Below are 14,545 nucleotides of genomic sequence, written 5' to 3'. Positions count from 1 at the left end.
GCTTCCTTTTATATTTCTGTTAAAAATTCAAGTTCACTCTACTGTAATTTCCACAACGCTGCAGGCAGGCATGGTAAAGGTCAGTGTATCGCCCTTTACTGCAATATCCTCAAACGGCACAATATTCACAGCATTCGGTGCATCAAAGGTGTTGCATGCATCCATCGCGCCGGTCAGAATGCGGCCACTGACTTTGGCGGCGGCCTTGTTCAGGATACGGCACTCGACCGGTTCAGAACCTGTCAGTGCAGCATTTGCCGCTGTGATGTGCAGTACACCTTTTTCGTCAACGGAAGCGGAAACGCTCATCTGCGGGAACTCTTCGTTTTCGTTGCCGACTTTTCCGGTTTCCACATAGCTGTCAACCAGAGTTGCGTCCTGATGTGCTTTGTACAGGTCAAACACATGATAAGTCGGGGTCAGCAGCATCTTGTCGCCCTCGGTAAGGATAACAGACTGCAGTACATTCACCATCTGTGCAATATTGGCCATTACCACACGGTCACTGTGGCAGTTGAAAATGTTCAGGGTCAGTGCAGCGACCAGTGCGTCACGCATGGTGTTCTGCTGGTACAGGAATCCGGGGTTTGTACCTGGTTCTACATTGTACCAGGTGCCCCATTCATCCACGATCAGGCCAATGCGGTGCTTCGGGTCGTATTTGTTCATAATCTGTGTATGGTTGGAAACCAGTTCCTCCATAAACAGTGCTTTTTTCAGGGTTGCATAATATTCTTTTTCAGTAAAGCCGGTTGCAGCGCCCTTATCTTCCCACTTACCGGGAACCGTATAGTAGTGTAGGGTAATGGCATCCATAAACGGTGCGGCGCTTGCCATGACCTTATCCATCCAGTTGTAGTCGTCCACATTTGGGCCGCAGGCAATGCGGAACAGCTTGTTTTCACCGTAGTTGCGCGCAAAGGTCTGGTAGCGGCGGAACAAATCAGCGTAGTATTCCGGACGCATATTGCCGCCGCAGCCCCAGTTTTCATTGCCAACGCCAAAGTACTTGACACCCCATGCCTCTGCATGGCCGTTTGCCTTGCGCAGCTCCGTCATCGGAGAAAGGCCGTCAAAGTTCATGTACTCAATCCACTCGCTCATTTCCTGCACGGTGCCGGAACCAACGTTGCCGTTGACATACGGCTGGCAGCCCAGCTGGCGGCACAGCTCCATAAACTCATGCGTACCAAAGGAGTTATCCTCAGTAACACCGCCCCAGTTGGTGTTGACCATCTTTTTGCGGGTTTCCTTCGGGCCGATTCCGTCCTTCCAGTGATACTCATCCGCAAAGCATCCGCCCGGCCAGCGAAGAACCGGAATCTGAATATTGCGCAGTGCCTCAACAACATCTTTGCGCATACCGTTCTCATTCGGAATTTTGGAGTTCTCTCCAACAAAAATGCCGTTGTAAATGCACCGGCCCAGGTGCTCGGAAAAATGGCCGTAAATATTGCGGTTGATTTTGCTCTCTTTGCGGGCTGCATCAATGGTGATACTGCTCATATTCGACACACTCCTTCGGTTTTCTCAAAATGTTACTGACAAATACGGTGCCTCCCTAAAAAGGCATGTGTATTTGTCCGTATGAGTTTAGTATATTGCTTCCTTAATGTATTTACAAGATAGTATTTGCATTTTAAACTCTGAAAATTCAGGGTGGATTTTATGCAATTACAACAAAACAAGACAAACAGATTTCTGATAATCCATCCCTGGTCAGGGAATGCACACCGTTACTTAGATTTCACTGCGTGAAAATGTGGAAAGCGATTGCAACCTGCAAAATCCTGTGCCATAATAAAAGCAGGGAGGGCACACAAATGGAAATTGAACGAAAATGGCTGATGAAACAAAAACCGCAGGGGCTTCCGGTTCTGGAAGAAGCGACTCTTTATCAAGGCTACCTCAGCACGCACCCCACGGTACGAATCCGCAGCAAGCTTTGCGGGGAAAAGAGCAGCTGGCGCTTGTGCATCAAAGGAAAAGGCACGTTGGTGCGCGAGGAAATCGAACTGGAACTTCCGCAGGAAAAGTTTGAAGCGCTTTCCCGCTTGCTGACCAAACCCCTGATTCGCAAGGACTACACTGTTTTTGCACTGCCGCAGGGACTGCGTTTGGAGTACAGCGAAGTAGATACCGGCAAACCCGGTGCTTTTGCCTATGCGGAAGTAGAATTTGACAGTGTGGATGCTGCCCATACTTTTGACCCGCCCGCCTGCCTTGGGCGGGAAGTAACAGAAGAACCCGGCTGGACCATGGCAGATTACTGGAACCGCTGTGCGTCCACTGAAAATTAGGTTTCTGAAAAGGGGGAAAACTCCGCTATGCGTTTTTTTGATTTACACTGTGACACCGTCAGCACACAGGTTGCACGCTCCGGCGGAAAAGTTCGGCTCAACAGCAACCAGGGACATCTGGATTTGAAGCGTCTGCAGAAAAGCGGTTCACTGGCACAAGTCTTTGCTGCTTTCCTGCCAACTTATGATGCAGCGTCAGAAGTCGGCATTACGGCAAAACCGCAGGAATTGTTTGATCAGATTTACACCTGCTATCAGAAAGAACTGCGAACAAACAAGGAACTGCTTGCACCGGCGCTTTCCGGCAGGGATATTTTAAAAAATGACAAAGCCGGGCACATTTCCGCAATTCTGAGTATTGAAGACTGCGTCCTGCTGGACGGTGACCTGCACAAAATCGCCGCACTGTACAAAAAAGGCGTACGTGTCATGACGCTTACCTGGAACTATGAAAACAGCCTTGGCTACCCTGCCAGTCCTATTCCTGCAGATATGGAACGCGGCTTAAAACCATTTGGCAAAGCCGCTGTACAGAAAATGCAGGAGCTTGGAATTCTGGTGGACGTTTCCCACCTTTCGGACGGCGGTTTTTACGACGTCGCCGAACTTTCGCGGGAAGCGCATATTCCGTTTGCTGCAACACACTCCTGTGCGCGTTCACTCTGTCAGCACCCGCGCAACTTGACAGACGATATGCTTCGCATTATCGGAGAAACCGGCTCCGTCTGCGGCATTAATTTTAACGCCTATTTTTTAAACGGACTCAGCAGCAACTATACGAAAATTGACGATATTGTGCAGTGCGCGCGTTATATCCGCGACAAAGCCGGAATTGATGCGCTGGCACTCGGTTCTGACTTTGACGGAATTGACTCCACATTGGAATTTGGCGACTGTGCAGGTCTGCCGCGTCTTGCGGACGCGCTCGCCATGTACTTCCCATCTGAAGAAGTTGAAAAAATCTGCTGGAAAAATGCCCTGCGTGTTTTTACGGAAGCTGCAAAATAAGAAAGCCGCACAAAACTGGTGGCTTCACAGATTGAATTCCTGGAAACTCAGTAATGAAAAAGACTCCCAATCACCGAAAAAGTGTTTGGGAGTCTTTTTTAACATATGTGAAACAATAAATACACAAATCAATTTTTTAGGTTCACATGTGTTTCAATGCTTATGTCCGTGAAACAGAAAAAAGAAAATGGGGTATATCAACACTGCGATAGTGTTTTATAAATCTGTCCACAACTTTCATCCCGTTTCGTATTGCTACATTTTGGGACGCAGTATTGGTATCTCTGATAATTGAAAAGACTTCGTCAGCATTTAATGTATGAAAAGCGTATTCTTTGCAAGCGATTGCCGCTTCAGACGCATAACCTTTGTGCCAGAACTTCTTTTGAAATAAATAGCCTACTTCAAGGACTTCTCTCCCCTTGCAGGGCTGCATTGTAAGACCGCACTGGCCAATCATTTCACCTGTTTCCTGCAGCACGACCGCCCACAGTCCAAACCCAAATTTCTGATAGCGGCTTATTTGTTTATCTAACCACGCTTGTGTTTCCTGGTCGTTAAAAGCGCCTTCATATGCATACATAACATCCGGATCCTGCAGGATTTTTTTCAGTGCCGGATAATCTTTCTGTCCCATTTCCCTTAAATACAGTCGTTCTGTTTGAATGATCATAACTCCTCCTGTGTAAAATACAAAGTGTAACCCTGCCTTGAACAAGTCGAGTCAAGCAACCTATTGCTTGCAAGGATGCCGCCGAAAAGGAAAGCGGACAGCAATCGCCGTCCGCCCAAGCTTCCCTATTACGCACCGCCCAAAAGGGCAGCTTTTTCTCATGAGTTCATTGTTGGCTGTGCCTGAAAATTTTTCAGTGCGCGGCAAACAGCCGCTGTGCCGCATGGGAACGCTCCAACGCGTGATACAGCACCAAACCGGCTGCTGAACACATCACCAGTTCCCCAATGCCGACGGAAAGCGCGGTCAGCAGGAACGCTTTCATGCCGAAGTTCGCGAAGGAAAGCGTTGTGCCGTTGCCAAGACAGGTAATTTCAAAAGACACAATTACCATGTTGGACACCACCGCCATGAGTGACGAGGCAATCGGCAGCCCTTTCCACTTGAAGTTCCGCAGTGCGTAGCACAGCAGCGCCCCCAGCAAGGTCGCGGCTGTACCAAAGACCCAGTCCACCGGTCCCAGCGGGCTGGTGGCAAGGTTGCCAAGGAAACAGCCAACAGCCAAACCGGGAATTGCCGCCGGTGTCAGCACCGGCAGGATTGTGAGAATCTCACTGAAACGAAACTGAATGGCCATGGAGCCAATACCGAGTGCGTTTGCCAAAAACGTAAGTACCACATAAATGGCCGCAATGACCCCGGCCTGTGCCAAATACAGCACAGGCATCTTCTTATTCTGCATATTTAATTCCTCCAGTAGGCAGTGCCCTGCAAAGGCGCTGCCCTAGTAAATATTTTAGGTCCGGAACTCACGACGGACCGCCCGCCGAAACCTTTCGGCAGCGCATATCATTGTACACGAAACTTTACAAAAATGCAAATGAAAGCCGAACCTCAAAACGCGGTTCGGCTTTCAAATTTATTTCGTTTCACTTTCCTGCTGCTGCGCAGGAATTGCTTTTTTTATTTGTATACGTTCAATGCGCCTGTCCTGTACATGCAGGGCGGTCAGCGTCAGCTGGCCGCAGGTCACGGTTGGGTGCTCTCCCTCCTGCGGAATGCGGCCCAGCCGTTCCACCATCAAGCCGGCAAGTGTATCATAATCGCCTTCGGGCAAAACCGCACCAGTCAAATCCTCCACTTCGTCGATATAAAGAGCACCATCCACCGACCAGCGGTTCGGGCCGTCCTCCAGTATCTCTTCCTCCTCATGGTCATATTCATCCTGAATATTGCCCACAATGGATTCCAGCAGATCCTCCAGCGTAACCAGTCCCTCGGTGCCGCCGTACTCATCCACAATAACGGCGATCTGGCGGTGCTGCTCGGTCATTTCCTGAAACAGCTTGCTGCAGGACTGCGTTTCCGGTACAAAGGCTGCCGGGCGCATCAAGTCCGTCAGCTTCACATCCTGCGGTGTATGTCCAATAAATTTTAATAAATCCTTAACATATATAAAGCCAAGAATATTATCCAAATCCTCATGGTAAACCGGGATGCGGGAAAAACCTTTTTCCATGGAGAGCTGCACCACTTCCTGCAGCGTATCGGTATCCTCCACGGCGGCGATTTCAGTGCGGTGCGTCATCATTTCCGAAACAGGGTTGTCGTCAAAGTCCAGTACATTGGAAATCATATCCTTTTCGGTTTCCTCAATCACACCGCGTTCCTCGCCCTCATCCACCATCAGGCGAATCTCCTCCTCCGTCACGGTTTCCTCGTCATCCTGACCGGGACGAATGCCAAACAGCCGCAGAACAGCGGTCGTGCTAACTGTCAGCAATTTTACAAGCGGCGTAAAAAATGTCGCCAAGCCGTTCAGGAAACCCGCAAAGCGAAACGCGATCGTTTCCGCACGGCGGATGGCAAGCTGCTTTGGCACCAGTTCACCGAGTACCAGCGAGAAGTAGGAAATGATCAGCGTAATGATGATTGAAGCAATCCCCTGCAGAACATCACGGGAAAGCCCCGTGACCTGCAGTGCATCCGCCAGCATAGCAGAAAAGCTCTGCGACGCAGCGGCACTGGAAAGGAAGCCGGAAAGCGTTACTCCAACCTGTATCGTTGCCAGAAATCGATTGGAGTTTCCCGTCAGCTTCATGATGGTCTGTGCTTTTCGATTGCCGTTTTCCGCCATTCTTTTGACTTTGTTGTCATTCAGCGTAATAACAGCGATTTCTGCTGCGGAAAAGAAGCCGTTGATCAGAATCAGGACAGCCAGCAGAAACAGGCTGCCCCATGGAAATGCGGTACCGTCAGGGTCGGGTGCCATAAAAAAGATATCCCCTTTCAAAACAGGCTGCAATATTTTTGCATTTTCAGCGGATACTATCCGTGCGCAGCCAACATATTGCGTTTATTTTACAGCATGGCCGGGGCTGCTGTCAACCAAAGCGCGCTGCCGCGGGAGAACGTGTGCCGGTGTGCGCCCTTACTTTGGGCACTGTGGATTTCACAGAAGAAGAATTTCGTCAAATTTTTCACACTGCCCGCCAAATCCACTTTACACAAAGTCAAAATGGTGTTAGAATTTACGGTGGAATGCGTGCTGCTTGAAAGCCCGCACACCATTAGGCTATACAACCATTCCTAAAGGAGGAAAATATTTCATGGATTCTAGGAAAATGAAAACCATGGATGGCAACACCGCTGCCGCGCATGTATCTTATGCGTTTACGGATGTCGCTGCCATCTACCCCATCACACCATCTTCCCCGATGGCAGATGAGACCGACAAGTATGCGGCTGCCGACCGCGAGAACCTCTTTGGCCAGAAGGTCAAAGTAACAGAGATGCAGTCCGAAGCCGGTGCTGCGGGTGCTGTTCACGGTGCGCTGGCTGCCGGTGCTCTGACAACAACCTACACGGCTTCTCAGGGCCTGCTGCTGATGATCCCGAACATGTACAAAATTGCTGGCGAACTGCTGCCGGGCGTTATCCACTGCGCTGCCCGTTCTCTGGCTACCCATGCACTGTGCATCTTCGGCGACCATTCCGACATTTATGCATGCCGCCAGACCGGTTTTGCAATGCTGTGCTCCAACAGCCCGCAGGAAGCCATGGATCTGGGTGCTGTTGCGCATCTGGCTGCTATTAAGGGCCGCGTGCCGTTCCTGCACTTCTTCGATGGCTTCCGTACTTCCCACGAAGTACAGAAGATTCACATCTGGGATTACAAGGACTTGGACGACATGCTCGACCACGACGCAGTTGACGCTTTCCGCCGCCGTTCTCTGAATCCTGAGCATCCGTTTACCCGCGGCACTGCCCAGAACGATGATATTTTCTTCCAGGCAAGCGAAGCTTCCAACAAATACTACGATGATCTGCCGGAGATCGTGGTTGACTATATGAATCAGGTCAACGCAAAGATTGACACTGACTACAAGCCTTTCAACTACTACGGTGCTCCTGATGCAGAAGAAGTCATTATTGCAATGGGTTCTGTCTGCGAAGCTGCTGAAGAAGTTGTTGACTACCTGTGCGCTGCAGGCGAAAAGGTCGGCCTGGTAAAGGTTCATCTGTATCGCCCGTTCGTACCGAAGTATCTGCTTGATGTAATGCCCAGCACTGTCAAGAAGATCTCCGTACTGGACCGCACCCGTGAGCCCGGCTCCATCGGCGAGCCTCTGTATCTGGACATTCTGGCTGCTCTTGCCGGCACCCAGTTCCAGGGCACTCCGGTGTTCACCGGCCGCTACGGCCTCGGTTCCAAGGACACAACTCCTGGCGATATTGTTGCTGTTTACCGCAATATGGAAGCCAAGGAGCCGAAGAAGCGCTTCACCATCGGCATCAACGATGATGTAACCCATCTGTCCCTGGAAGTCAAAGAGAATCCCGACACCACCCCGGCAGGCACCCACTCCTGCAAATTCTGGGGCTTGGGCGCTGACGGTACTGTCGGTGCAAACAAGAACTCCATTAAGATTATCGGCGACCACACCGATATGTATGCACAGGGCTACTTTGCCTATGACTCCAAGAAGTCCGGCGGTCTGACCGTTTCCCATCTGCGTTTTGGCAGCAAGCCGATTAAATCCACCTACTACATCAGCAAGGCTGATTTTGTTGCCTGCCACAAGGCTTCCTATGTCGATGAATACGACATGGTTCAGGACATTAAGGACGGCGGCAGCTTCCTGCTGAACTGCGAGTGGAGCGATGAAGAGCTGGATGCAAAGCTCCCCGGCAAGATGAAGAAATACATTGCTGACCACAACATCAACTTTTACACCATCGACGGTGTAAAACTTGGTAAGGAAATCGGTCTGGGCAAGCGTATCAACACTATCCTGCAGTCCGCTTTCTTCTCCATTGCAAACGTCATTCCTGCTGACCAGGCTATCCAGTACATGAAGGATGCCGCTACAAAGTCCTACAGCAAGAAGGGCCAGAAGATTGTTGACATGAACCATGCAGCTATCGAGCGCGGCGCCAAGGAATACCACAAGGTAAACGTGCCGGAAAGCTGGAAGAGTGCTGCTGATAACTCCAAGGTTGCAAAGGTTTCCTGCGAATACAAGGATGCCGAGAAGTACGCAAACGAAGTTCTGCTTCCTTCCAACAAGTACAAGGGCAATGAGCTGCCGGTTTCCACATTTGTAGACATGGCTGACGGTACTGTTGCCGCCGGCACTGCTGCATTTGAAAAGCGCGGCATTGCTATTGATGTACCGGAATGGAACCCTGACAACTGCATCCAGTGTAACTTCTGCTCTTACGTTTGCCCGCATGCTGCTATTCGTCCGGTCGCTCTGACTGCTGACGAAGCCGCAAAGATGCCTGCAAGCCAGAAGACAAAAGATATGACTGGTATGCCCGGCCTGAAGTTCGCAGTCACTGTTTCCGCTTATGACTGCCAGGGCTGCGGCAGCTGTGTCAACGTCTGCCCGGGCATGAAGGGCGAAAAAGCTCTGACCATGAAGCCTATGGATACCGAGCTGTTCGCACAGGAAGGCTTTAACGCCGGTCTGAAGATTGACGAAAAGCCCGAAGTCCTCGCTAAGTTTAAGGAAACCACCGTTAAGGGCAGCCAGTTCAAGCAGCCGCTGCTCGAGTACTCTGGTGCATGCGCAGGCTGCGGCGAAACTCCTTATGCAAAGCTGGCAACCCAGCTGTTCGGCGACCGTATGTATATCGCCAATGCTACAGGCTGCTCCTCCATTTGGGGCGCTTCCGCACCTTCCACTCCTTACACCCGCAACAAGCGCGGCTTTGGCCCGGCATGGGACAACTCCCTGTTTGAGGACAACGCAGAGTTTGGCCTGGGCATGACTCTGGCTCAGAACGCTATCCGCGGCCGTCTGCAGAGCTATGTAGAGCAGATCATGAACGGCGACAAGACCTCCGCCGAACTGAAAGCTGCCTGCAAGAACTACCTTGACACCAAGGACAGCAGCACCGACAACCGTGCAGCGACCGATGCCCTCATTCCTGAGCTGGAGAAGGCTGCCGCAGCTGGCTGCGAGCTTTCCAAGAAGACTCTGGCTGACAAGGATTACCTTGCTAAGAAGTCCATGTGGATCTTCGGCGGCGACGGCTGGTGCTACGATATCGGCTTCGGCGGCGTTGACCATGTTCTCGCTTCCGGTGAAGATGTCAACATCCTTGTCTTCGACACTGAGGTTTATTCCAACACCGGCGGACAGGCTTCCAAGTCCACACCGGCTGGCGCTGTTGCACAGTTTGCCGCAACCGGTAAGGCTACCAAAAAGAAGGATCTGCCCGGCATCGCGATGACTTACGGCTACGTTTATGTTGCTCATGTTGCTATGGGCGCTGACATGAACCAGTGCATCAAGGCCTTCCATGAGGCTGAGAGCTACCACGGCCCGTCCATCATCATTGCTTACGCTCCCTGCATCAACCATGGCATTAAGGGCGGCATGAGCATTGCACAGACCGAGGAAAAGAAAGCTGTTCAGGCTGGTTACTGGAAGCTGTTCCGCTTTGACCCGCGTCTGACTGACAACGGTGAGAATCCGTTCCACCTCGACAGCAAGGCTCCGACAGCAAATTATCGTGACTTCATCATGGGTGAAGTTCGTTACAACAGCCTGACCCGTGCATTCCCGGATCGCGCTGAAAAGCTGTTTGCAGCTGCTGAAGATGATGCTAAGAAGGATTACGAGCATCTCGAGGAACTGTCTAAACAATAAGATTTTCCAGAATCCTATATATAAAAAGGGCTTTGTGCAGCAATGTGCAAGGTCCTTTTTGTTTTTTCCAAAAGCACTGCGGCGAAAAATTCTTTTTATCATCAACTTTTATGATATTCGTCACGCAGTATTCACATTGTCTGGGCATAATAATATCACAGTCAAGGAGAAATCAGGATCTTAACCACTTAGTGAAAGGAATGAGCACTATGTATGATCCCAACAACAACACACCGATTGACAACGAAAATACAAATAATCACAGCGATGTGAATAGCGAAGAAAAAAATGCCAATTCTAACACTGGAAGCAGCGCTGTTTGGAGCGGTGAAAGCTACCACTCCGGACGCATCCACTCCGACGATTACACACCGGAGGGATACACCAGTCCTTCTACGAAGTGGCAGAACGGCAGCAGTTACACCCCGCCTTACGGCACCACACAGTCGCAGCCGCCGTACAGTGACTACACAACCAGCGGCCAGCCGGACAGTTCCCAGCAGGAGCCAGTGTGGCACCAAAACACCTGGCAGCCGCCGCAGTATCAGAATCCAAGCAGCGCACAGCCCCGCAGCAAAAAGAAAAAGCCGCGTGACAAAAAAGGCTCACCTGCCTGGGTCCGCATAGTAGCCGGCATCGTCGGCGGGTTCATGATTTCCGCCTGCTCCATCGGCGTTTTTGTGGCTCTGGTGAACAATGGCGTTGTGCAATTTGGTTCAAACGGCTCCGGAAATTCTGCATTTGCCATTACAAAAATGATTGGCAGTTCCAGCAGTGCTGCCGCCTCTACCGCTTCCGGCAGCGGGAAAGTGCTAACAAAGCAGCAAGTCTCCGAAAAGGTGATTCCCAGTGTTGTACTGGTTCAGAACTATCAGAACACCTCCAGCGGACTTGACTTTTCCGGCACCAGTACCCAGCAGAACGGCTCTGCCTATGATGATACAAGCTATTTCGGCGGCTACGGGCAGGATGGCGGTACCCAGCAGAACGGCCGTCAGAGCGGCGGCACCAGCTCCGGTTCCACTTCTGAAGAGTCCGGCAGCCTTTCCCCTGCAGGGGAAGGTTCCGGTGTTATCACCAGCAGCGATGGCTACATCATGACAAATGCCCATGTCGTAGAGAGTGCCTCCGCACTGAAAGTCGTACTCAACAATGGCAAAAGCTACGAAGCAAAGTTGATTGGCAGCGACACGGTTACCGACCTTGCACTAATCAAAATTAATGCAACCGGATTGACTGCCGCTGAATTTGGTGACAGCAGTAACCTGAAAATCGGCGATGAAGTTGTTGCAATCGGAAACCCCGGCGGCAGCGAATTGGTTTCGAGCGCTACTTTCGGCAATGTTTCCGCTTTGAACCGCACCATCACCGATGAAAACGGCTACAGCCGTGAATGCATCCAGACCGATGCCGCCATCAACCCCGGCAACTCCGGCGGCGCACTGGTGAACATGTACGGCCAGGTTGTCGGCATCAATTCCAGCAAACTGACACAGGTTGGCGGCACTTCTGCTGAGGGTTTGGGCTTTGCAATTCCCATCAATGATGCACAGCCGATTATCTCCAGCCTAAAGCAGTACGGTTATGTAAAGGACCGCGCGGTTCTAGGCATCAGCGGCCGTATGATTGACTCCGTGACTGCACGAATCTACGGCCTTTCCAGCACTGGCTTCGTCATTCAAAAGATTACAAGCACCGAACTTACCAAGGCCGGCGTTACTGTTGGTGATATGATTACCAAGATAGATGATACGACTGTGGCTTCCAGCGGAACAATTACTTCCATTGTTTCCAAGAAGAAAGCCGGAGATACCGTAAAGCTTACCCTGCTCAGCCTGCAGACCGGCAAAACTACCACCGTTTCGGTCAAGTTAACAGCGCAGACAGGCAAGAGCGCATAATTCATTTGCTTACAAGTCTTTTTTTCATAAATTTCTCCTCTCTCTTGAAAGGCAGTTCGGGGCAACCCGGGCTGCCTTTCTACTTTTTGCGCAGAAAAAACAGAGCCACGTAAAACGCAGCTCTGTTTAAAATCAATTTATTCGGATAAATCTGCTTTGCTTTTATCTGTATCTACAGCAGGTACTTCCGCTTTCATTTCTGCCTGCTCTTTCCGCAGGTCAGCCCGAACACCGTGCAGCTTGGGCAGCGATATTTCCGTCAGGCGGCCGCGCAGTTTTTTCTGTGCCATTTCATCATTGAAGAGCTTCTGCATTCCACTGCCGCCGCCCATCAAACTGAGCAGCATTTCTGTGGATTCGGAAATGCTCGGCTGCTCATCAAAGCGAACCAGCAGTTTTTCGGCATCCTCATAAAAAATAAATTTCATTACGCGGGTAAACGGTGACTGCAAAAAGGAAATGTACAGTTTTAACACCGGACGGTCGTCTTCGTCTGTAGTCAACCGCGCAGAGGAACCAACCGGATAAGTTTCACCGTTGTAGGTAACGTTGCTGCGAAACGGCTCATTTTCCAAACCGGCAGTCAGGGTACTGTTTTCTTCTCCGCAGCGCAGGCAAATATGGCACAACCCCGGTGTAAAGCCAAAAGTCACTTCATTCATGGCCGGCGGAAAATTATTGGTGAAGATCTGAAGTGCCAGCGGCATCACAGAGCCGTAACCGTTTTCCAACCGGTATATCCTGCCGTCCAGCGGTTTCGCAAACTCCGGCACCGGGCGCGGCGCCAGTTCTTCCTGATTATCCCTGCGGAAAAATGGAAGCGCACTGCGCGGCGGCTGGGGCGGAATTGTTTCCTTGACTGCATACAAATGTGCCAGTGTTTCTTTCAGCTTGCGCAGGGCGCGGATGTTGGACGGAAGCGGTGCATCATGGAAACCTTCTGCATCGCGTGCAAAATACTTTTTCGTAATTTCGCTTGCTTCATCCGATACAAAGGTCTGGCTTCCGCTGGTCATAGCCACAACCGCATCCAAATGCGGAAGCACAATTACATGCTGACCATACACGCCGCTGTACTGAAACGCCTTTTCCACCGGAAAACGCCACAGCTGATAGCCGTAGCCGCTGTCACGGTTGTTCGGGCTGGTCTGCACCATACCGTTAATGCTGTCACTGACCCACTGCTCCGGTATGATTTGCCGCGGCCCGTCCGCACACTGCCAGCGTCCGTTCTGCAGATAAAGCTGTCCCAATTTTGCCATGTCGATTGTGCGCAGGTAAAGCCCCCAGCCGCCTTTTGTAATACCCATAGGACATACGTCCCAGCGCGGACGGGGAATCTGCAGCGGCTCAAACAAACGCGGCATTAGGTACTCTACCAGTGGCATTCCCGTCACTTTTTCCAGAACAGCAGAAAGCATATAGGAATTCATGCTGTTGTAATAAAAATCTGTTCCCGGCTCAAAAGCACAGTCAGAGGAAAGATAGCCGTGCACCCAGTCGCGGTCAGTTTCGCTGAAAATCTCATTATATTTTACGCCGGCAGTCATCTGGAGCAAATGCTTAATTGTAACAGTCCCCAGCTTCTGGCTGCGAAAAAGCGTACGGTCATCTGCAAAAAAATCAACAAGCTTGTCCTCAATGGAAAGCAGTCCCTCCTGCACAGCAAGGCCAACCGCCATGCCAACCACACTTTTGGAAAGCGAAAACTGCATGTGCGGGTAGGCAGCCGTGTAGGGTTTAAAGCTTCCCTCGGCAATCAGCTTGCCGTGGCGCAGCACCGCCACACTGTGCACATGAATGGTTTTGCAATCGTACAAAGCACAGAAAAAGCCATTCAGCCACGCGCTTTCCACTCCCTGTGCCTCCGGTGTGCTGGTTTCCAGTCCGTATAGGGAACGGTCAGGCATTGGCTTTTCTGTGCAGGGGATAAAGGGATACGGTGTGCAGCGTTCCAGATTGCCCTGCACCAGGCTCATCATCAGGTTCACAGTTTTCATCTGGGAAACAAAATCAACCATCATGGCTGCTCCTTTTGGGCAAATGCCCGCTCTACAAGCTTGTCATAATTCAGTGCGGGGCTGGACACCGCGGGCTGCGGCAGCTCAAATTTTTCCCGCAGCCGCAGCCACAGCTCCGGCAACAGGGAACTGAGGTGCTCCGGCCTGTCCGGCAGCAGCGCAACCGCCTGCTCCCGGCTTTCAATCAGCCATCCGATACAGTCTGGCCCGTGCAGCACCAGTACGCCCTGTGGGCTGCCCTCCAGCATTGGAACATGCAGTGCCTGAAAAAATGGGCCGCCAAAAGTTGGTTCTCCGCTGCGTTCCGGCCCCAGCAGTAGTACCAGTCTGTTTTTCGCCAGCAGACCGCCAAGCTGCCCAACCGGGTTAGCACCCACCGCGTGAATCTGTGCCATCTGAAAGCCGCTGTTTCGCAGCAGCTCCTGGCAGTATGCTGTGCGGCGGGCACCGCAGTAAAGAACCGCTGTTTCCATTTGTCAGT

The 14,545-nt window shown here is 51.3% G+C and carries 10 protein-coding genes; 4 read left to right on the top strand and 6 right to left on the bottom strand.

Going from position 1 to position 14,545, the window contains the following annotated elements:
• Positions 1 to 33: 33 nt before the first annotated feature.
• Complete coding sequence (locus H6X83_RS00850; protein ID WP_212507314.1) at positions 34 to 1,506, bottom strand: alpha-N-arabinofuranosidase; 1,473 nt, start codon at positions 1,504 to 1,506, stop codon at positions 34 to 36.
• A 317-nt stretch (positions 1,507 to 1,823) separates the two neighbouring features.
• Here H6X83_RS00850 and H6X83_RS00845 point away from each other — a divergent pair, with 317 nt between their 5' ends.
• Both H6X83_RS00845 and H6X83_RS00840 read left to right on the top strand, forming a co-directional pair.
• Positions 1,824 to 2,300: a CYTH domain-containing protein gene (locus H6X83_RS00845; protein WP_212507313.1), complete on the top strand. Its 477-nt coding sequence runs from the start codon at positions 1,824 to 1,826 to the stop codon at positions 2,298 to 2,300.
• A 27-nt stretch (positions 2,301 to 2,327) separates the two neighbouring features.
• A complete protein-coding gene (locus tag H6X83_RS00840) occupies positions 2,328 to 3,308 on the top strand; it encodes a dipeptidase (protein ID WP_212507312.1) in 981 nt (326 codons plus the stop codon).
• Between the two features lie 160 nt (positions 3,309 to 3,468).
• Here the strand turns inward: H6X83_RS00840 and H6X83_RS00835 are convergent, their stop codons facing one another.
• The 3 genes from H6X83_RS00835 to H6X83_RS00825 form a co-directional block, all read right to left on the bottom strand.
• A complete protein-coding gene (locus tag H6X83_RS00835) occupies positions 3,469 to 3,981 on the bottom strand; it encodes a GNAT family N-acetyltransferase (protein WP_212507311.1) in 513 nt (170 codons plus the stop codon).
• A 193-nt stretch (positions 3,982 to 4,174) separates the two neighbouring features.
• Positions 4,175 to 4,723: a QueT transporter family protein gene (locus H6X83_RS00830; RefSeq protein ID WP_212507310.1), complete on the bottom strand. Its 549-nt coding sequence runs from the start codon at positions 4,721 to 4,723 to the stop codon at positions 4,175 to 4,177.
• Between the two features lie 177 nt (positions 4,724 to 4,900).
• Positions 4,901 to 6,253: a hemolysin family protein gene (locus tag H6X83_RS00825; protein ID WP_212507309.1), complete on the bottom strand. Its 1,353-nt coding sequence runs from the start codon at positions 6,251 to 6,253 to the stop codon at positions 4,901 to 4,903.
• Between the two features lie 337 nt (positions 6,254 to 6,590).
• On the opposite strand from H6X83_RS00825, the gene nifJ reads away from it, so the two are divergent.
• On the top strand, positions 6,591 to 10,142 hold the full coding sequence (nifJ, locus tag H6X83_RS00820) for a pyruvate:ferredoxin (flavodoxin) oxidoreductase (RefSeq protein WP_212507308.1): 3,552 nt from the start codon (positions 6,591 to 6,593) through the stop codon (positions 10,140 to 10,142).
• A 209-nt stretch (positions 10,143 to 10,351) separates the two neighbouring features.
• Positions 10,352 to 12,043, top strand: a complete 1,692-nt coding sequence (locus tag H6X83_RS00815; protein WP_246419401.1) for a S1C family serine protease — start codon at positions 10,352 to 10,354, stop codon at positions 12,041 to 12,043.
• A gap of 137 nt (positions 12,044 to 12,180) precedes the next feature.
• Here the strand turns inward: H6X83_RS00815 and H6X83_RS00810 are convergent, their stop codons facing one another.
• Positions 12,181 to 14,067 (bottom strand): serine hydrolase domain-containing protein, encoded by a 1,887-nt coding sequence (locus tag H6X83_RS00810; RefSeq protein WP_212507307.1) that lies wholly within the window; start codon positions 14,065 to 14,067, stop codon positions 12,181 to 12,183.
• A complete protein-coding gene (locus H6X83_RS00805; protein ID WP_212507306.1) occupies positions 14,064 to 14,537 on the bottom strand; it encodes a hypothetical protein in 474 nt (157 codons plus the stop codon). The genes H6X83_RS00810 and H6X83_RS00805 overlap by 4 nt, the downstream gene beginning before the upstream one ends.
• Positions 14,538 to 14,545: the final 8 nt, after the last annotated feature.

The organism is Caproicibacterium amylolyticum (genome assembly GCF_014467055.1).
GTDB lineage: Bacteria > Bacillota > Clostridia > Oscillospirales > Acutalibacteraceae > Caproicibacterium > Caproicibacterium amylolyticum.
This window is presented reverse-complemented; position numbering and strand designations above follow the sequence as displayed.